This window comes from Sphingomonas aerolata, from assembly GCF_003046295.1.
Classification (GTDB): Bacteria; Pseudomonadota; Alphaproteobacteria; order Sphingomonadales; family Sphingomonadaceae; genus Sphingomonas; species Sphingomonas aerolata.
The window spans coordinates 53699-72033 of the sequence record NZ_PZZN01000001.1 but is presented as its reverse complement, the minus strand read 5'-3'; the positions used below and the strand labels follow the sequence as shown (position 1 = coordinate 72033).

Annotated in this window: 14 protein-coding genes and 3 tRNA genes; 11 read left to right on the top strand and 6 right to left on the bottom strand. The window is 68.3% G+C overall.

Annotated elements, in window-relative coordinates:
• The first annotated feature begins 1 nt into the window (after position 1).
• Positions 2–2803: a valine--tRNA ligase gene (locus C8J24_RS00350; protein ID WP_107929573.1), complete on the top strand. Its 2802-nt coding sequence runs from the start codon at positions 2–4 to the stop codon at positions 2801–2803.
• 114 nt (positions 2804–2917) lie between these two features.
• Positions 2918–4387 carry an MATE family efflux transporter gene (locus C8J24_RS00345; RefSeq protein WP_107929571.1) on the top strand — a complete coding sequence of 490 codons (1470 nt, stop codon included), beginning with the start codon at positions 2918–2920 and terminating at the stop codon, positions 4385–4387.
• A gap of 8 nt (positions 4388–4395) precedes the next feature.
• On the opposite strand, the gene C8J24_RS00340 is transcribed toward C8J24_RS00345, so the two are convergent.
• On the bottom strand, positions 4396–5343 hold the full coding sequence (locus C8J24_RS00340) for a diacylglycerol/lipid kinase family protein (RefSeq protein WP_107929569.1): 948 nt from the start codon (positions 5341–5343) through the stop codon (positions 4396–4398).
• Positions 5344–5461: 118 nt separating this feature from the next.
• On the opposite strand from C8J24_RS00340, the gene hemB reads away from it, so the two are divergent.
• From hemB to C8J24_RS00325, 3 genes are read left to right on the top strand one after another with little or no spacing between them, the layout of a single operon-like run.
• Positions 5462–6454 carry a porphobilinogen synthase gene (hemB, locus tag C8J24_RS00335; protein ID WP_031396015.1) on the top strand — a complete coding sequence of 331 codons (993 nt, stop codon included), beginning with the start codon at positions 5462–5464 and terminating at the stop codon, positions 6452–6454.
• Positions 6447–6992 (top strand): GNAT family N-acetyltransferase, encoded by a 546-nt coding sequence (locus C8J24_RS00330; RefSeq protein ID WP_107929566.1) that lies wholly within the window; start codon positions 6447–6449, stop codon positions 6990–6992. Before hemB ends, C8J24_RS00330 begins: the two co-directional genes overlap by 8 nt.
• Entirely contained in the window at positions 6985–9198 is a 2214-nt protein-coding gene (locus C8J24_RS00325; protein WP_244180297.1) for a spermidine synthase, read from the top strand. Before C8J24_RS00330 ends, C8J24_RS00325 begins: the two co-directional genes overlap by 8 nt.
• 16 nt (positions 9199–9214) lie before the next feature.
• Here the strand turns inward: C8J24_RS00325 and C8J24_RS00320 are convergent, their stop codons facing one another.
• Positions 9215–9730, bottom strand: a complete 516-nt coding sequence (locus C8J24_RS00320; RefSeq protein WP_107929562.1) for a hypothetical protein — start codon at positions 9728–9730, stop codon at positions 9215–9217.
• Positions 9731–9824: 94 nt separating this feature from the next.
• Between C8J24_RS00320 and C8J24_RS00315 the strand changes: the two genes are divergently transcribed.
• From C8J24_RS00315 to C8J24_RS00290, 6 genes are all read left to right on the top strand, one after another.
• Positions 9825–9901 (top strand) — tRNA-Arg (locus C8J24_RS00315).
• Between the two features lie 65 nt (positions 9902–9966).
• A tRNA-Arg gene (locus C8J24_RS00310) sits at positions 9967–10043 on the top strand.
• 230 nt (positions 10044–10273) lie between these two features.
• Positions 10274–10350 (top strand) — tRNA-Pro (locus C8J24_RS00305).
• 283 nt (positions 10351–10633) lie between these two features.
• Positions 10634–11317 carry an NAD(P)H-dependent oxidoreductase gene (locus C8J24_RS00300; protein WP_107929559.1) on the top strand — a complete coding sequence of 228 codons (684 nt, stop codon included), beginning with the start codon at positions 10634–10636 and terminating at the stop codon, positions 11315–11317.
• Positions 11318–11396: 79 nt separating this feature from the next.
• The gene (locus tag C8J24_RS00295; RefSeq protein ID WP_277352389.1) at positions 11397–13793 is read left to right on the top strand and encodes a phosphoketolase family protein; all 2397 of its coding nucleotides are present in this window, start codon (positions 11397–11399) and stop codon (positions 13791–13793) included.
• Positions 13781–14827, top strand: coding sequence for an acetate/propionate family kinase (locus C8J24_RS00290; protein WP_107929555.1), 1047 nt, complete (start codon positions 13781–13783; stop codon positions 14825–14827). Before C8J24_RS00295 ends, C8J24_RS00290 begins: the two co-directional genes overlap by 13 nt.
• A 23-nt stretch (positions 14828–14850) precedes the next feature.
• On the opposite strand, the gene C8J24_RS00285 is transcribed toward C8J24_RS00290, so the two are convergent.
• From C8J24_RS00285 to C8J24_RS00270, 4 genes are all read right to left on the bottom strand, one after another.
• Positions 14851–15264 (bottom strand): response regulator transcription factor, encoded by a 414-nt coding sequence (locus C8J24_RS00285; RefSeq protein ID WP_107929552.1) that lies wholly within the window; start codon positions 15262–15264, stop codon positions 14851–14853.
• Positions 15265–15335: 71 nt separating this feature from the next.
• On the bottom strand, positions 15336–15968 hold the full coding sequence (locus C8J24_RS00280; protein ID WP_107929550.1) for a response regulator transcription factor: 633 nt from the start codon (positions 15966–15968) through the stop codon (positions 15336–15338).
• Positions 15961–17601 carry a PAS domain-containing sensor histidine kinase gene (locus C8J24_RS00275; RefSeq protein ID WP_244180295.1) on the bottom strand — a complete coding sequence of 547 codons (1641 nt, stop codon included), beginning with the start codon at positions 17599–17601 and terminating at the stop codon, positions 15961–15963. Before C8J24_RS00275 ends, C8J24_RS00280 begins: the two co-directional genes overlap by 8 nt.
• Positions 17602–17698: 97 nt before the next feature.
• Positions 17699–18274, bottom strand: coding sequence for a GNAT family N-acetyltransferase (locus tag C8J24_RS00270; protein ID WP_107929548.1), 576 nt, complete (start codon positions 18272–18274; stop codon positions 17699–17701).
• Positions 18275–18335: the final 61 nt, after the last annotated feature.

Below are 18335 nucleotides of genomic sequence, written 5' to 3'. Positions count from 1 at the left end.
TATGAGCGAGCTTCCCAAAACCTTCGACCCCGCCTCCATCGAATCGCGCTGGTATGCGCATTGGGAGGCCAGCGGCCAGTTCCGCCCCGACCGCCCGAACGCGGAACCCTGGACGATCGTCAACCCGCCGCCCAACGTCACGGGCAGCCTGCATATCGGCCATGCGCTCGACAACACGCTGCAGGATATCCTGACGCGCCATGCACGCCTCAAGGGCAAGGACGCGCTCTGGGTCGTCGGCACCGATCACGCGGGTATCGCGACGCAGATGGTGGTCGAGCGCCAGATGGGCGCGATGTCCCCGCCGCAGAAGCGCACCGACCTCTCGCGCGAGGACTTCATCGCCAAGGTCTGGGCGTGGAAGGAAGAGAGCGGCGGCGAGATCACGCAGCAGCTCCGCCGCTTGGGCTGTTCGATGGACTGGGCGAACGAGCGCTTCACGATGGACGAGGGCTTTTCGAAGGCCGTCCTCAAGGTGTTCGTTGACCTGCACAAGCAGGGGCTGCTCTACCGCGACAAGCGCCTGGTGAACTGGGATCCGGGCCTCGGCACCGCGATCAGCGACCTCGAGGTAGAGACGCGCGAGATCAAGGGCCGCTTCTGGCACCTGCGCTATCCGCTCGCCGACGGATCGGGGTTCATCGAGGTCGCGACGACGCGGCCCGAGACCATGCTCGCCGACATGGCGGTCGCGGTGAACGGCGCGGACGAACGCTACACCGCGCTGATCGGCAAGCAGGTGAAGCTGCCGATCACCGGGCGGCTGATCCCGATCATCGCCGACGATCATGCCGATCCCGAGCTCGGATCGGGCGCGGTGAAGATCACGCCCGGCCACGACTTCAACGATTTCGAGGTCGGCAAGCGGGCCGGGATGGCCGCGGGATCGATGCTCAACATGCTCGATGCCAAGGCGCGCGTCGTGCAGGTGTCCGACGGGCTGATCCCCGCCGAGCTGCTCGGGCTGACGACCGCGGAGGCGCGCAAGGCCATCGTCGCGCAGCTGAAGGCCGAGGGCTTCCTGATCGCGCATGTCGACAAGGACGGCGTCGAGCATGACGCCGAGCCGCGCACGATCCAGACGCCGTACGGCGATCGCTCGGGCGTGGTGATCGAGCCGTGGCTGACCGACCAATGGTATGTCGACGCCAAGACGCTTGCGCAGCCCGCGATCGAGGCGGTGCGCGTCGGCGCGATCGATATCGTGCCCAAGACCTGGGAGAAAACGTTCTTCAACTGGATGGAGAACATCCAGCCCTGGTGCGTGTCGCGCCAGCTGTGGTGGGGGCATCAGATCCCGGCATGGTTCGGGCCCGACGGTACGCCGTACGTGGCTGAAACCGAGGCCGAAGCGCAGGCGCTCGCCGGCGCGGGCGTCGCGTTGACGCGTGATCCCGACGTCCTCGACACATGGTTCTCCTCCGCGCTCTGGCCTTTCGCAACGCTAGGCTGGGACGGCTCTTCTTACCCCTCCCCTTCAGGGGAGGGGCAAGGGGTGGGGCCGTCCCATCTCATCGAGACCGACACGCGCGGGGCGGCTCCCCACCCCAACCCCTCCCCTGAAGGGGAGGGGCTTGCCTCTGGATCGCAACTCGGCGGCCGCTATCCCAACGACGTGCTCATCTCCGGCTTCGACATCCTGTTCTTCTGGAACGCGCGGATGATGATGCAGGGGCTGCACTTCATGAAGGACGTGCCGTTCCGCACGCTCTACCTCCACGGCCTCGTCCGCGCGGCGGACGGCGCGAAGATGTCCAAGTCGAAGGGCAATGTCGTCAACCCGCTCGGGCTGATCGACCAATATGGCGCCGACGCGCTGCGCTTCTTCATGGCGGCGATGGAGAGCCAAGGCCGCGACATCAAGATGGATGAGAAGCGCGTCGAGGGCTATCGCAACTTCGCGACCAAGCTGTGGAACGCGGCGCGGTTCGCACAGGCCAACGGCATCGTCGCGAGCACGACGCTCGAGGCGCCGCGCGCGGAGCTCGCGGTCAACAAGTGGATCATCGCCGAGACGATCGCGACCGTGCAGCAGGTCGACCTCGCGCTCGCCGACTACCGCTTCGACGGCGCCGCCAACGCGATCTACCAGTTCGCGTGGAGCCGCTTCTGCGACTGGTATCTCGAACTCATCAAGCCGCAGATGGTCGATGACGTCCGCGGCCAGATCGACGACGAATCCAAGGCGGTCGCGGGCTGGGTGCTCGACCAGATCCTGGTCCTGCTCCACCCGTTCATGCCGTTCATCACCGAGGAACTGTGGCACGCGATGGGCCCGCGCGATCACGACCTGATCGTCGCGCAGTGGCCGATGGCCGATGCGCGCTCGCTCGATCCCGAGGCGAGCAGGGAGGTCGACTGGCTGATCCGGCTCGTCGGCGAGATCCGTACCGCGCGCAACGAGCTGAACGTACCGCCGGGTGCGCGTCTGCCGCTGCACGTCCGTGACGCGAACGCTGCGACTCTGGCGCGGCTCGAACGCCAGGCGCCCGCGCTCGCACGCCTCGCGCGCGTCACGCATGCCGAGGGCGAAGCCACCGGCGGCGCGGCGCAGGTCGTGGTCGACGAGGCGACCTTCGTCCTGCCGCTCGAAGGCGTGATCGATCTCGACGCCGAGCGCACCCGCCTGACCAAGGCGATCGCGGCGGCGGAGAAGGAGCGCGACGCGCTCGCAGGGAGGCTCGGCAATGCGAGCTTCGTCGAGCGCGCCAAGCCCGAAGCGGTCGAGAAGGCCAAGGCGGACCATGCCGACAAGGCTGCCGAAGCCGCGCGGCTGCAGGCGGCGCTGGGACGGCTGGGCTGACCTGACCCCGTCCGATGTGCGGGACGGGGCCGGGGTGTGCGTACGCGTGCTGCGAGCATGCGGGGTCGGGGATGGTCCTGACCCCGCCTGCAAAGGGGAGGGAACCCGACTTCGATGCCTGATGCGACGGACACGCCTGCACCAAGGACCGGCCAGCGCGACCTGACCACGGGGCCGATCGGCAAGACGCTGCTGGCGTTCGCGCTGCCGACGCTCGGATCGTCGGTCCTGCAATCGCTCAACGGCTCGATCAACGCAGTGTGGATCGGCCAGTTTCTCGGCGAGCGCGCGCTGGCGGCGACGACCAACGCGAACATCATCATGTTCCTGCTGGTCGCCGCGGTGTTCGGCTTCGGCATGGCGTCGACGATCCTGATCGGCCAGAATATGGGGCGGCGCGACATCGATGCGGTGCGCCGCGTGCTCGGCACGTCGTTCGGGCTGTTCACGATCATCTCGGTGCTGACGGTGGCAATCGGCTGGCTGGTCGCACCGGCGATCCTGCGCGTGCTGGCGACGCCCGCCGAAGTCTATCCGCTCGCGCTCGCCTATCTGCGCGTGATCTTCGTCGCGATGCCCGCGGGGTTCCTGACGGTGCTGCTGACGATGGCGCTGCGGGGGACGGGTGATTCGCTGACCCCGCTGAAGTTCATGGCGCTCGGATCGGTCGTCGACGTCGCGCTCAACCCGCTGCTGATCCGCGGCTGGGGGCCGATCCCCGCGCTGGGGATCGAGGGATCCGCGCTCGCTACGCTGATCGCCAACACGGTCTCGTTCGTCGCATTGCTCGCCAATATCTATGCGAAGGACCTGCCGATCCGGCTGCGCGGCGCGGAACTGCGCTACATCCTGCCCGATCGTGCGCTGCTGAAGACGATCGTCGTGAAGGGCGTCCCGATGGGATTGCAGATGCTAGTCGTCTCGACATCGGCACTGGCGATGATCGGGCTGGTCAACCGGCACGGCACCACCACGACCGCCGCCTATGGCGCCGCCAACCAGCTATGGACCTATGTGCAGATGCCCGCGATGGCGGTCGGTGCGGCGGTCAGCGCAATGGCGGCGCAGAATATCGGTGCGGGGCGCTGGGACCGGGTCGACCGGATCACGCGCGCGGGGCTGATGATGAACCTGGCGCTGACCGGCGGGCTCGTGGCGCTGCTGACGCTGCTCGACCGGCACGTTTTGTGGCTGTTCCTCGGGCAGGATACCGGCGCGATCGGCATCGCCACGCGGATCAACCTGATCGCGGGGTGGAGCTTCATCCTGTTCGGCGTGTCGATGGTGCTGTCGGCGACGGTACGCGCGAACGGCGCGGTGGTCGGCCCGTTGCTGATCCTCGCGGTCGCGATGGGCCCGGTACGGTTCGGGCTCGCCTATGCACTCGAGCCGATGATCGGCGCGGATGCGATCTGGTGGAGCTTTCCCGCGGGCTCGCTCGCCTCAATGCTGCTGACGATCGGCTATTACCTGCATGGCGGCTGGCGCAAGGGCCGGATCGTTACCGAGCCCGCCGCACACGACGCAGGCGAGGCAGCCAAGGCGGATTGCGAGCCCGCCAGCCGGTCCATGCCGGTCGGCTGAGTGTCGCCCTAGGTTTGGGGCGGCGTCACCGGGGCCATGACCTGAATGATCCCGGCGGCGATCCTGGCCGTCACCGGGGTCTTGGCGAGCACCTCGCCATCGATCGAGATCGGCAGCTTGGGGATCGTGTCGACGCGCATGCTCTTGCCGCGGAAGTCGCGGACCTCCTCGTGGCGCGATTCGTGACGGAAGACGCTGGCGACCCAGTTCTGCACCAGCCGCCGCTTCATCTTGCCCATCACCGCCTGCACGACGATCTCGCCCGAATCGACCGCCGCCGCGTCGACCAGCTCGGTCCCGCCATGATAGGGGCCGTTCGAGATACGCACCTCGACGACGCGCATCCGCGCCGCGTCCGGGCCCTCGCCGACGATCAGCGTGAACGGGCGGAAGCGCATGAACTGATACGCTGCCCAGCCGAGATAGCCGACCCGGCCGAGTACCTTCTTGAGGCCATGCGGGACCGTCTCGGCGATCTTCGGGCTGATCCCCATCGCCGCGCAATTGGCGAAATAATCGCCGTCGATCATGCCGAGGTCGATCCGTCGCGGCGCACCCGTCCGGATGACCTCGACCGCGCCTTCGATCGTCAGCGGAATGCCGAGCGTCCGCGCAAAGCTGTTCGCGGTGCCCAGCGGGAGCACGCCGAGGATGACGTCGTGCCCGACCATCAGGTCGACGAGCCCGCTGATCGTGCCGTCGCCACCGCCCAGGATCAGCAGATCGGGCTTGGCGGCGAGCGCCCGGCGGACGGTGGGTTCCAGATCCTCGGGGTTCTCGACCGCATGCGCGTCGACCTCATAGGGAAGCCCGGACATCGCCGCGCAGGCGCGCTTGAACAGCGCCTGTCCTTTGCGCGATTTCGCGTTCACCACGAGCGCGGCGGAGCGGATCGGCCGGTCGCGCGCCGGCCCGGTATCGGGCGCCTGGGTCGTGTCTGTGGTGATGGCGGTCATGCGAGGCCCAACGCGCGAAAGGGAAATGCGTCCCCGAGGCCGAATCGGCAGCGATCGGTTTCGTTCGCGCCGACCGTAACGCTTGCCTGCGCGGCGTCCATCCCGCAAAAGCCGCGCCATGTCCGCAAGCTATCCCGCGCTGCGCCTGCGCCGCACCCGCTCGTCCGACTGGAGCCGCCGGCTCCATGCCGAGACCGTCCTCACGCCGGCCGATCTGATCTGGCCGCTGTTCGTCGTCGAGGGGGAGGGCGTCGAGCAACCGATCGCCAGCCTGCCCGGCGTCTCGCGCTGGTCGGTCGACCAGATCGTCGCGCGTGGTCGCGAGGCGCGTGACCTCGGCATTCCGTGCATCGCGCTGTTCCCCTACACCCAGCCCGAGCGTCGCACCGAGGATGGTCGCGAGGCGCTCAACCCCGACAATCTGATGTGCCAGGCCATCCGTGCGCTCAAGGATGCGGTGCCCGAGGTCGGCGTGCTGACCGACGTCGCGCTCGACCCCTATACCAGCCACGGCCATGACGGGCTGGTCGACGCCGCGGGCTATGTCGTCAACGACACCACCGCTGAGATGCTCGTCGCGCAGGCGCTGAACCAGGCGGCGGCGGGCGCGGACATCATCGCACCCAGCGACATGATGGACGGCCGGATCGGCATGATCCGCACCGCGCTCGAGGCGGAGTCGCATCACAACGTCCAGATCATGTCCTATGCCGCCAAATATGCGAGCGCCTTTTACGGCCCGTTCCGCGATGCGGTCGGCAGCCGCGGGCTGCTGAAGGGCGACAAGAAGACGTACCAGATGGACAACGCCAATGCCGAGGAGGCGCTGCGCGAGGTCGCGATGGATCTCGCCGAAGGCGCGGACACGGTGATGGTCAAGCCGGGCCTGCCCTATCTCGACATCATCGTCCGCGTCCGTCAGGCGTTCGAGGTGCCGGTCTTCGCCTATCAGGTGTCGGGCGAGTATGCGATGATCGAGGCGTCGGCCGCAGCGGGCGCGGGCGACCGCGACGCGCTGGTGCTCGAGACGCTGATGGCGTTCAAGCGCGCCGGCTGTTCGGGCGTGCTGACCTATCATGCGGCGCACGCGGCCCGGCTCCTGAATGGATGAGTTCAGGCTCGAGACCGAGCGTCTCATCCTGCGCGCGTGGCGGGACGCCGACGTCGAGCCCTTTGCGGCGATGGGGCGTGACCCCGATGTGATGCGCTTTCTCAGGCCGCCGGCGACGCTCGCCGAGACGCAGGCGGCGGTCGGCCGGATGGTCGAGCGGCAGCGCACGTCGGGGCATTGCTTCTGGGCGATCGAACGCAGGGCGGATGCCGCATTTCTCGGCTTTTGCGGTCTGGTACCGGGCAAGCCGCCGATCGACGGCGCGATCGAGATCGGCTGGCGTCTCGCGCGTCATGCCTGGGGGCAGGGCTATGCGTCCGAAGCCGCGGCGGCGAGCCTCGCCTGGGGCTGGGCCCATCTGCCCGTCGCGCATATCGTCGCCATCACGGTCCCCGCCAACATGCGGAGCCGCGCGCTGATGGAGCGGCTGGGCATGACCCATGTCGAGAACGGCGATTTCGACCATCCCGATCTCGCCGCCACCGACCCGCTGCGCCGGCACGTCCTCTATCGGATCCATCGCCCCACCAATGTCTGATCCTTCCCCGATGGCACGGTGGTGCCGCGTCCTGTTCGTCGCGACGATCCTGGCAGGGTCGTTCCTCCTGTTCCTCGTCCAGCCGATGGTCGCGCGCATGGCGCTGCCGCGGCTCGGCGGCGCGCCTGCCGTGTGGAACTCGGCGATGCTCGTCTATCAGGCGCTGCTGCTCGGCGGCTATGCCTATGCGCACTGGCTCGGACGGGTGAAGCCGCGCGCGCAGGCGGTCATCCATCTCGGCGTACTCGCGGTCGCGGCTTTGTGGCTGCCGATCGGGCTGTTCGCGCTCGATCTGCCCGCCGATGCGCAGCCTGCGGTGTGGGTGCCCTGGCTGCTCGGCCTGTCGATCGGGCCGCTGTTCTTCGCGGTCTCGGCACAGGCGCCGCTGATCCAGCGCTGGTTCAGCGCGTCGAGCGGCGGCGCGGATCCCTATGCGCTCTATGCTGCGTCCAATCTCGGCAGCTTCGCCGGGCTGATCGCCTATCCGCTGGTGGTCGAGCCGCTGCTGGCGATCCACGGGCAGAGCCTGTTGTGGACCGCAGGGTACGCGGTGCTCGTCCTGCTGGTGGCGCTCTGCGCGACGCGGCTGCCGCGCACCGCGTCGGCCGAGCATGTCGCCGTGACCAGCCCGGCGCCGGGCGCGGCGCGGATCCTCCACTGGATCGCGCTCGCGCTGGTGCCGTCGGGGCTGATGCTCGCCACCTCGACCTATATCACCACCGATATCGTCGCGATGCCGCTGCTCTGGGTGCTGCCGCTCGGGCTCTATCTGCTCAGCTTCACCATCGCCTTCGCGCAGGACCGCACGCTCGCCGACCTGCTGACCCGGATCGCGCCGGTGACGATCCTGCTGTTCGGCGGGGTGATCATGGGCGGGTTCAACGACAAGCCGGTGTTCAGCGCGACGATCGCGCTGACCTTGCTGTTCATGGTCTCGGTCGCGCTCCACACCGCCATGTATCGCCGGCGTCCGGCCCCCGACCGGCTGACGGGCTTCTATCTCGCAATGTCGGTCGGCGGCGTGCTGGGCGGGGTGTTCGCGGCGTTGCTGGCACCCGTGATCTTCGACTGGACCTATGAATATCCGCTGCTGATCCTGGCAGCGGGCGTGCTGGTGCCGCAGATGTACCTGATGGCGACGTTTCGCGCGGTCTGGTCGGGGCCGGCGGTACGACGCCATCTCGGGCTCGCGGTCATCATCCTCGTCATGGCGGTGGCGGCCGGGATGCGGATCAGCAACCCCGACGGCATATTGGGCGACCAGCATCAGGGCGCGGCCTTCCTGATCGTCGCCGCGATCGGCCTCGCCACGCTTGGCGCACGGCTGCCCTATGTCGTCGTGCTCGCCAGCACGCTGGTGATGTTCGGGGGCTATCGTGCGCTGGAACTCAGCGCCGAACGGGGTGCGCGCGAACGCAGCTATTTCGGCGTCTACACGGTGCGTGACGGCGAGGGGGTCCGCGAGCTCGATCACGGCACCACCGTCCACGGCATCCAGCTGCGCGGTTCGCCCGCGCGCGAGCGAACGCCGACCACCTATTATGTCGCCGGATCGGGCGTAGGCCAGGCGATGCAGGCGCTCGGCCCGCTCTATGGTCCGGCAGCGCGGGTCGGTGTCGTCGGGCTGGGGACGGGCACCCTGTCCTGCTACGCGCGTCCGGGCGAGCAGTGGCGTTTCTACGAGATCGACCCAGCGGTCGTGCGGATCGCGCGCGATACCGGCCAGTTCAGCTACCTGTCGCGCTGCCTGCCCGATCCGGTCATCCGGATCGGCGACGCGCGGATCGCGCTGGCGGCGGAGCGGACCGCGAGCCTCGACCTGCTCGCGCTCGATGCCTTCTCGTCGGATACGGTGCCGATGCACCTGATGACGCGTGAGGCGTTTGCGACCTATGGCCGCGTGGTGTCACGCAACGGGCTGCTGCTCGTCCATATCTCGAACCGCTATATCGACCTCGAACCCGTGGTCGCGGCCGCCGCGCGCGAGGCAGGGTGGCACGCCGTCCACCTGCTCTACCGTCCTTCGCCGCTCGACGCCGATCATCCCTCGCCATCGGACTGGATCGCGCTGTCGCGGGACCCGCGGGCGATCGCGCTGCTCCGGCAACGCAATTCGGGCTGGGAGCCGATCGTCGCACGCGACGGCATGGCCGCATGGACGGACGATTATTCGACGATCCTGCCGCTGCTCAAGGGGCTCTGGTAGGCTGCGGGGGGCGGCGTCAGGCGGCCGGGAGGCTCGCCTGGATCTGCGCGATCGTCGCACCCTGCTTCTCGGCTTCGGCCTGCGCCGCGTCGCGCGCCGCGTCGAGCGCGGGATAGGCCGGCGCGAGCGTCGCCGCGCGATCGGTCGCGCGACGCTCGATATCGGTGACCAGCAGCGACGTCTGCGCCCGCCAGTCGTCGAGACCCGCCAGCGCGGTCTGGGCCGTCAGCCACGGCTCGCTGCCGACCGCACCGCCGCGTGCGGCGCGAGCCGCGGCCTGGGTGCTCGCCGCATCCTTCGCAAAGCCCGCCTTGATCCGGTCGAGCTGCGTCCGGAACGCCGCGATGTCGGTGTCGAGCGTCGGATCGGGCTGGACCACCACCGGCTTGCCCGCGGGTTCGCCGAAGCCGATCGATTCGGTAGGGCGGATCCCGAGCGAGGGATAGCTGGCGGCATCCTTGCTGCAGGCGCCGACCGCCAGGGCGGGTGCGAGAAGAAGGGCGATCAGCGCGGGGCGGGAAGGCTGTTTCATGCCCGTCGCTCTATGCCGCCGACGCGGCGTACACAACTTTATCGCGCAACACCCTTGCGCCGCGAAAAATGCCTGCTATCAGCGCCCCTCCAGTGCACCCATAGCTCAGCTGGATAGAGCATCAGACTACGAATCTGAGGGTCGGGCGTTCGAATCGCTCTGGGTGCACCAGGATTTCCTGCCTCGCGGCGGGGCCAGACGGCCAGACACGGGCCGGCCGTAAACGGCATGGCGATGCACCCATAGCTCAGCTGGATAGAGCATCAGACTACGAATCTGAGGGTCGGGCGTTCGAATCGCTCTGGGTGCACCATCGTCCACAACCTGCCGCGGCACGACGCCGTCCGCGATTACTTCTTATCATATCCGCACCGCATCGACGTCGCGACGCAACTGTCCCGTCGCATCACGCAATGCCCTCGTGCTTTTCGACATCCCCCGAAAACTTCTTGCCGCGGCCGCTTGCACAGCTGCGAAGTGCTGGGTATAGGCGCCCCTCCAGTCACCGGTCGGTCCCCCAAGGGCGTAACGATCGGACTCCGTCGGGGAGTAGCTCAGCCTGGTAGAGCACTGTCTTCGGGAGGCAGGGGCCGGAGGTTCGAATCCTCTCTTCCCGACCATCATGCACCGCATGATCATGGCACGCCCAGGCGGTAGGCCGCTATTCACTACCATCAAAGCCGTTGAGGCCAGCAAGGTCTTGATTGCGTCGTGTCCGTGCTCGGGCGGCATTTCGACTTGGCCGCCTCCGGGACAACGGGGACGCGCAGGCATACAGCGCGCTGCCTAGTGCGTAGTTTCCGAGGCTGAGAACCCGCGGCTCTATGCCGTACTCCTCCACTCCCTGACCGTCTCCGGCGCGGCGCGCGATCGGATGAGGGTCGGCAGGATGGAGTCGGCGCGATGATGGATGACGAGCCCGTTGCGGCCCAGCCTCGGCATGCCGTGATCCTGTGCCATCCGGACCCTGTGAGCTTCAACCACGCGATAGCGCACCGCTATTGCGATGCGGTGCGCGCGAACGGCCAGCACGTCGTGCTGCGCGACCTCTATGCGCTGGGCTTCGATCCGGTGCTCAAACCGGCGGAATTGCCGACGCGGGATGCGGCGGTCCTCGCGCAGGACGTGCAGGACGAACGCGCGGCGATCGCCGGCTGCGACGTGTTCGTCCTCGTGTATCCGCTCTGGTTCGGATCCCCGCCGGCGATGATGAAGGGCTATATCGAACGCGTGTTCGGCGCCGGGATCGAGCCTGTCGCGGTCCAGCAGCGTGCGCGCAGCCTGCTACTCGGCGGCAAGCGGCTGCTGACCTTCACGACCGCGGCGGGCAGCCGGGTCTGGCTCGACGATCAGGGGCTTGGAACGGGGCTGACGACCATGGTCGACCAGTATCTGGTCCACGCCTTCGGCATGCGCTCGCAGGAACAGCGCCGCTTCGCCAACATCACCAGCCATCTCGATCCGCAGATCGCAGGCCAGCATCTGAACGCCGTCACCGCGCAGGCAAACCGCACCTGCGCGCAACTGGCATTCGGCGACGAAGCGCTGCTGCGCGACCCTTCGCTGACCAGCCGGCTCGCCGGCTGATGCGCCTCCATCAAAGGATTATCGACATGCGTCCCACCCCGCACGCAATCCCCGCCGCTCGTCCATGGGCTCCGCACTCTTGACCGGCCTCGCCCACAAGGCACCGCCGCATGTCGTGACGCGCGCCGATCCGTTGTCGCCCGATGAACTGCACCGGATGGACGCCTATTGGCGTGCCGCCAACTACCTGTCGGTCGGCCAGATCTATCTGCGCGACAACGCGCTGCTCGAACGTCCGCTGACGATCGCCGACGTCAAGCCGCGGCTGCTCGGGCATTGGGGCACGACGCCGGGCCTCAACCTCCTCTACGTCCATCTCAACCGGCTGATCGTCGCGCACGATCTCGACATGATCAACATCATCGGGCCGGGGCATGGCGGGCCGGGTCTGGTCGCCCACACCTATCTCGAGGGCTCCTATACCGAGCGCTATCCCGCGATCGAGCGCAGCCGGTCGGGCATGCATCGGCTGTTCCGGCAATTCTCCTGGCCGGGCGGCATCCCGAGCCATGTCGCGCCCGAGACGCCGGGATCGATCCACGAGGGGGGCGAGCTCGGCTATTCGCTGGCGCATGCTTACGGCGCGGCGTTCGACAATCCGGACCTGCTGGTCGCCTGCGTGATCGGCGACGGCGAGGCGGAGACGGGGGCGCTGGCGGCGAGCTGGCATTCGAACAAGTTCCTCAACCCCGCGCGCGACGGCGCGGTCCTCCCGATCCTGCACCTCAACGGGTTCAAGATCGCCAACCCCACGATCCTCGCGCGGATCGACGAGGACGAGCTCGACGCACTGCTGCGCGGCTATGGGCATGAGGCGCTCTATGTCGGCGGCAGCGACCCCGCGCTCGTCCACCAGCAGCTCGCCGCCGCGCTCGACACCGCGCTGGCGAGGATCCAGGCGATCCAGGCCGAGGCACGCATCCCCGGCGCGACGCCCGAACGCCCGCGCTGGCCGATGATCGTGTTCCGCACGCCCAAGGGGTGGACCGGCCCGAAGACCGTCGACGGCAAGCCGGTCGAAGGCACGTGGCGCGCGCATCAGGTCCCGATCGCGGACTTCAAGGACCCCGAGCATCTGCGGTTGCTCGAGGCGTGGATGCGCAGCTACCGCCCCGAGGAGCTGTTCGACGCGACGGGCAAGTTCCTCGACATCTACGCCTCGCTCGCCCCGACCGGTCACCGGCGGATGGGGTCGAACCCGCATGCCAATGGCGGCGAGACGATGGTGCCGCTGTCGCTGCCCGACTTCCGCGCGCATGCCGTGCCGGTCGATGCGCCGGGCGCGGTCATGGCCGAGGCAACGCGGGTGTTCGGTCGCTATCTGCGCGACGTGATGAAGCTCAACATGACGAGCGTGAACTTCCGCCTGTTCGGCCCCGACGAGACCGCGTCGAACCGTCTCGCCGATGTCTATGACGTGTCGGGCAAGGTCTGGATGGCCGAGGTCGAGGCGGTCGACGAGCACCTGACCGCCGACGGCCGCGTGATGGAGGTGCTGAGCGAGCATCTATGCCAGGGTTGGCTCGAGGGCTATCGGCTCACCGGGCGCCACGGACTGTTTTCCTGTTACGAGGCGTTCGTCCACATCGTCGATTCGATGGTCAACCAGCATGCCAAATGGCTGAAGGTGACGCGCGGCATTCCGTGGCGGCGGCCGATCGCGTCGCTCAACTATCTGCTGACGTCGCATGTCTGGCGACAGGATCACAATGGCCTGTCGCATCAGGATCCGGGGTTCATCGATCACGTCGCCAACAAGACCGCGGAGGTCACGCGGATCTATCTGCCCGCCGATGCCAATTGCCTGTTGTCGGTCGGCGACCATTGCCTGCGCAGCCGCGGCTATGTGAACGTGATCGTCGCGGGCAAGCAGCCCGAATGGCAATGGCTGGGGATCGACGCGGCGGTGCGACACTGCACCGCGGGCGCCGGCATCTGGGACTGGGCCGGCGACGATGCGGAGCCCGATGTGGTGATGGCGTGTGCGGGCGACGTCCCGACGCTCGAGACGCTGGCCGCGGTGACGCTGCTGCGTGCCTATGTCCCCGACATCCGGATCCGGGTGGTCAATGTCGTCGACCTGATGGTGCTGCAGCCGCGATCCGAACATACGCACGGCCTCGACGAGCGCGAGTTCGATGCGCTGTTCACGCGCGACACACCGGTGATCTTCGCGTTCCACGGCTATCCCGCGATGATCCACAAGCTGACCTACCGCCGCGCCAACCACGCCAACATCCATGTCCGCGGCTACAAGGAAATGGGCACGACGACGACGCCGTTCGACATGGTCGTGCTGAACGATCTCGACCGGTACCGGCTCGCGCTCGACGCGATCGAGCGGATCCCGCGGTTCCGCGACCGCGTCCCGCGCGAGACCGCGCGCTACTGGACGACGATGGAACGGCACAAGCTGTACATCGCCGAACAGGGCGACGATCTGCCGGAGGTGCGCGACTGGCAATGGGCGCGCTGATCCTCGCGCTGAACAGCGGGTCGTCGACGGTCAAATACGGGCTCTACGCCGTCGACCCGGAGCCTGCGCTGCTGATCGGCGGGACGATCGAGACCGCCGACGGTCACGTTTCGGTCCTCGACGCGCTCGACGCCGCGTTGCGGGACAGCCCGGCGCCGACCGCGATCGGCCACCGGATCGTCCATGGCGGCCCGCATCGTACCGCGCATTGCCTGATCGACGATGCGGTGACGGCGGATCTGGTCGCGGCCTGTGCGTTCGCGCCGCTCCATGGTCCCGCGGCGCTCGCGCTGATCGAGGCCGCACGCGCGCGCTATCCCGGGCTGCCGCAAGTCGCCTGTTTCGACACCGCGTTCCATGCCGATCTGCCCGATGTCGCGCAGGTCCTCCCGATCCCGCGCCGATACCGCGCGAGCGGGGTGCGGCGGTACGGCTTTCACGGCCTGTCGTGCGAATCGATCCTGGCGCAGCTCGGCGACGGTGTCCCGTCGCGGCTCGTCATCGCGCATCTCGGCAACGGGGCGAGCGTCACCGCGGTGCGCGACGGGCGATCGGTCGATACCAGCATGGGGCTGACGCCATCAGGCGGGGTGACGATGGCCACGCGGACGGGGGATATCGACCCCGGCATCCTGCTGTACCTGCTGCGCGAGACCGGGCTCGAGGCTGATGAACTGGCGACGATGATCGATCACGATTCGGGAATGGCGGGGATCTCGGGACTGTCGGGGGACATGCGCGTGTTGCGCGCCGCGGCCGGGAGCAATCCCGACGCCGACCTTGCGATCCGGATGTTCGAGCGATCGGTCTGCAAGCAGATCGCGGCGATGGCCGCGACGCTCGGGGGGCTCGACCTGCTCGTGCTGACCGGCGGGATCGGCGAACATGACCGCGCGACCCAGCAGGCGATCGGTACCGGCCTGGCATGGCTGCCGGGCTTGGCGATCCGGATCGTCGCCTCGCGCGAGGACGACGAGATCGCCCGTCATGCCGCCCGGCTGAGCCAGGCGGGGGGCGTCCGACCCTCGCGCTGACCGCTTCGGTCCGCGCGGCGTCCTTACCCGGCGAGCGTCAGCATGGCGGCCGCGATCGCCGCGAGCAGCGCACCGTCGGTGGTCGCGCAGTCGAGGATCCGGTCACCCTGACGGGCCGCCGCGGCAATCAGGTCCGGCGACGGCACCCGCCCGTCGAGCAGGATCGCCCGGCCAGCCCAGCCCAGGCCCCGCATCGCGGCGAGCGCCGCGATGCCGTCGTCATCCTGCCCCGCCAGCCGGGGATCGGAGAGGTCCAGGATGATGCACGCATGGTCGCGCGATGCCGGATCGGACACCAGGGCCGCACAGCTTGCATAGGACCGTACCCGATAGCGTTCGGACAGCAGCAGGATCTGCCGCGCACGGCGTCGCGCGGGATTGCCGTCGACCAGCGAGATGCCCGGGCTGGTGTGCAGAAGCGGGGCCGGTTGAGTCATCGTCGATCCTTGTCGGACCTTCGATGACAGGACGCGCGGACCCGGTCTGTACGTAGATCACGGGGGGCCGCTCAGGCCGGGTCGGTCGTCTCGCCCACACCCGCGGCAAAGGCGATGCGGAGCACGTCCGACAGGCTGCGCGCCATCAGCTTTTCCATCAGATTGGCGCGGTGGACCTCGACCGTCCGCGTCGCGATGTCGAGATCGAACGCGATCAGCTTGTTCGGCCGGCCCAGGACCATCCCGTCCAGCACGTCGCGCTCGCGCGGGGTCAGCGCCGCGAGCAGGACGCGGGCCTCGGCCGCGGCCAGCTGGTCGCGACCGATCCGTGCGGCCTTGGCGATCGCGGTCTCGATCGCCGCGAGCAACGTCGCGCGCTCGAACGGCTTTTCCAGAAACTCGATCGCCCCCGCCTTGATCGCGCGCACGGCGAGCGCGACGTCGCCGTGTCCGGTCAGCATGATCACGGGCAGGGCTATGCCCCGCTGCGCCAGCGTCGCCTGCACCTCGAGCCCGTCGATATCGGGCATCCGCACGTCGAGCAGGACACAGCCATGGGCTTCGCGCGTGACGTGCTTCAGGAACTGCGTGCCCGACACATGTGTCTCGACCGCATAGCCCGCCTTGCGCAGCAGGAAGCCGACCGACTGGCGGATCGCGGGATCGTCGTCGACGACGTGCACGACGCGGCTGGTCTCATCCATCGACAACATCCTGTGTGGCGAGCGGTATCGTGAAGTGGAAGGCGGTACCGGCGGGGCATGTCGGTTCGACCCAGATCCGGCCGCCATGCGCCTCGACGATCGTCCGACAGATCGACAGGCCAAGGCCCATGCCGTCGCTCTTGGTCGTCGCGAACGCGTCGAACAGGCGCTCGCGGATCGCCGGATCGATGCCCGCACCGGTATCGGCCACGCTGATCCGCACCCAGCCTTCGCGATCCGCCAGCGTCGCGATCGTCAGCCGCTTGTCGGGTGCGCAGGCCATCGACTGGATGGCGTTGCGAATCAGATTGACCAGGACCTGCTGGATCTGGATGCGGTCGACCCGCACCAGATCGGCGCCCTGGCGGATATCGGTGGTGACCGTGATCCCCGCCTCGTGCGCGCCGAGCAGCCCCAGGCTGATCGCCTCCTCGACAAGCACGGCGAGCGGTTCCACGCGAAGTGCGGTGTCGCCGCCCTCGACGAACGCGCGCAGCCGCCGGACGATCGTGCCGGCGCGCAGCGACTGCGCCGCCGCCAGCTCGAGCGCCTCGGCGATCTCCGCCAGCAGCGGGGACGGCGCGTCGCCGATCATGTCCCGCGTCGCCTCCAGATAATTGGCGATCGCGGTCAGCGGCTGGTTGATCTCATGCGCGAGCGTCGATGCCATCGTGCCCATCGCGCTGACCCGCGAGACGTGGACCAGCTCGGCCTGAAGCTCCTTCAGCCGGCGCTCGGTGGCCTGGCGCTGGCTGATGTCGCGGATGAAGCCGGTGAAGATCCGCTCGCCCGCGATCGACGCCTCGCCGACCGCGAGCTCGATCGGAAAGACCTCGCCATTCTTGCGCAGCCCGTGTTCGAGCCGGACATTGCCGATGACGTGCCGCACCCCGGTCCGCCGGTAGGTGTGCAGATGCGCGTCATGCGCAGCGGCATTCGCGGGCGGCATGAGCATCGCGACGTTGCGGCCGATCACCTCGTCCGTCTCATAACCGAAGACGAGCGCGGCGGCGGCGCTGAACGATACGATGACGCCGTGTTCGTTCATCACGATCATCGCATCGGGGACGGTGTTCAGGATCGAGCGCAGATGATGTTCGCGGCGCAGGATCGCGGCCTCCGCCGCCTTTTCGTCGGTGATGTCGCGGATCACCTTGCCAAAGCCGCGCAGCGCGCCCGCGTCGTCATGCAACGCGGTGATCGTCACGCTCGCGAGAAATTCCGATCCGTCCTTGCGGACCCGCCAGCTTTCCTCCTCGATCCGGCCACCGGCATGCGCGCGCTCGAGATCGGCGCGTGGTTTGCCCGCCGCGACGTCCTCGGCCGGGTAGAAGATCGCCGCATCGCGGCCGATGATCTCGGCCTCGGTCCATCCCTTGATCCGCTCGGCGCCCCGGTTCCAGATTGTCACCCGCCCCTGCGGGTCGAGCATGTAGATCGCATAGGTCGTTGCGGCATCGATCAGCAGGCCGAGTTCCTCCGCCAGCACGGCGGGACGTCCGGCAGCCGCGTCGCCCATGTCGGACGGATGCGCGATCATGCGGGCGGGGCGGCGGCTGGTCGGGCTGGGCGCGTGCGGTTCATCGGGCTCTGGGCCTTGTCCGGCGGTCGGGTCCGATACGCCGGCGGCCAAGATCCTGGTCGCCGGTACGGGGCCGGCCTGCATGATAGACCAGAACCGCCGCACCGGCCACCGCCGGCCGCTCGCATGCCGCTTGAACCAGAACGAGTCAGGCGGGCGGCGATGCCAGCGTCAGTCGCAGGATCATCGCGGAGGGATCGCCAGGGCAGGGGGCGGCCGTCCAGCCGCGCTCGCGCTCCATGTCGATCGCCTGGTGATTGTCGCGGCTCTCGATCGATTCGAGCGTGCGGAGGCCCTTGGCGCGCGCGAACATCGCGACGTGATCGAGCAGGACCCAGCTGATCCCGCGTCGCTTGAAATCGCTGCGGATCGCGACCGCGACCTCCGCGCGCAGACCATCGTCATCGCCGACCAGCATCGCGGTCGCAAGGATTTTGCCGCTGCCGATCTCGCAGGCGAGGAAATGCTCGCTATGCTCGTGATCGACGCGCAGCAGCGCGAGCAGCTGTTCGTGCCCGACATGGTCGATCGCACTGAGGAAGCGGAAGCGCAGATCCTCCTTGCCGACATGCGTGAAGAAGTCAGCCAGCGCCGCCTCGTCATCCGGCGTGATCGGGCGGACGTGAAACGCGTAGCCGGTCCGGGTCGTCAGATCCGCGCTCCAGTCGGTGGCCGGCGCGGGGAGGGTATCTGGCGAATCGGTATTGCGGGCGGCATCGGCCATGCTGGCATCCTTCCACGGGGTGCACGCCCTCGAAAATGAGGACGGCCCCGGGTAGCGCCCG

What these genes read in the sequence shown, in the direction of transcription:
- C8J24_RS00290 (WP_107929555.1), top strand. Translation starts at nt 13,781, where the DNA reads ATGGGCGCGCTGATCCTCGCGCTGAACAGCGGGTCGTCGACGGTCAAA.
- C8J24_RS00325 (WP_244180297.1), top strand. Translation starts at nt 6,985, where the DNA reads ATGTCTGATCCTTCCCCGATGGCACGGTGGTGCCGCGTCCTGTTCGTC.
- C8J24_RS00280 (WP_107929550.1), bottom strand. Translation starts at nt 15,968, where the DNA reads ATGGATGAGACCAGCCGCGTCGTGCACGTCGTCGACGACGATCCCGCG.
- C8J24_RS00345 (WP_107929571.1), top strand. Translation starts at nt 2,918, where the DNA reads ATGCCTGATGCGACGGACACGCCTGCACCAAGGACCGGCCAGCGCGAC.
- C8J24_RS00340 (WP_107929569.1), bottom strand. Translation starts at nt 5,343, where the DNA reads ATGACCGCCATCACCACAGACACGACCCAGGCGCCCGATACCGGGCCG.
- C8J24_RS00285 (WP_107929552.1), bottom strand. Translation starts at nt 15,264, where the DNA reads ATGACTCAACCGGCCCCGCTTCTGCACACCAGCCCGGGCATCTCGCTG.
- C8J24_RS00350 (WP_107929573.1), top strand. Translation starts at nt 2, where the DNA reads ATGAGCGAGCTTCCCAAAACCTTCGACCCCGCCTCCATCGAATCGCGC.
- hemB (WP_031396015.1), top strand. Translation starts at nt 5,462, where the DNA reads ATGTCCGCAAGCTATCCCGCGCTGCGCCTGCGCCGCACCCGCTCGTCC.
- C8J24_RS00300 (WP_107929559.1), top strand. Translation starts at nt 10,634, where the DNA reads ATGATGGATGACGAGCCCGTTGCGGCCCAGCCTCGGCATGCCGTGATC.
- C8J24_RS00320 (WP_107929562.1), bottom strand. Translation starts at nt 9,730, where the DNA reads ATGAAACAGCCTTCCCGCCCCGCGCTGATCGCCCTTCTTCTCGCACCC.
- C8J24_RS00330 (WP_107929566.1), top strand. Translation starts at nt 6,447, where the DNA reads ATGGATGAGTTCAGGCTCGAGACCGAGCGTCTCATCCTGCGCGCGTGG.
- C8J24_RS00270 (WP_107929548.1), bottom strand. Translation starts at nt 18,274, where the DNA reads ATGGCCGATGCCGCCCGCAATACCGATTCGCCAGATACCCTCCCCGCG.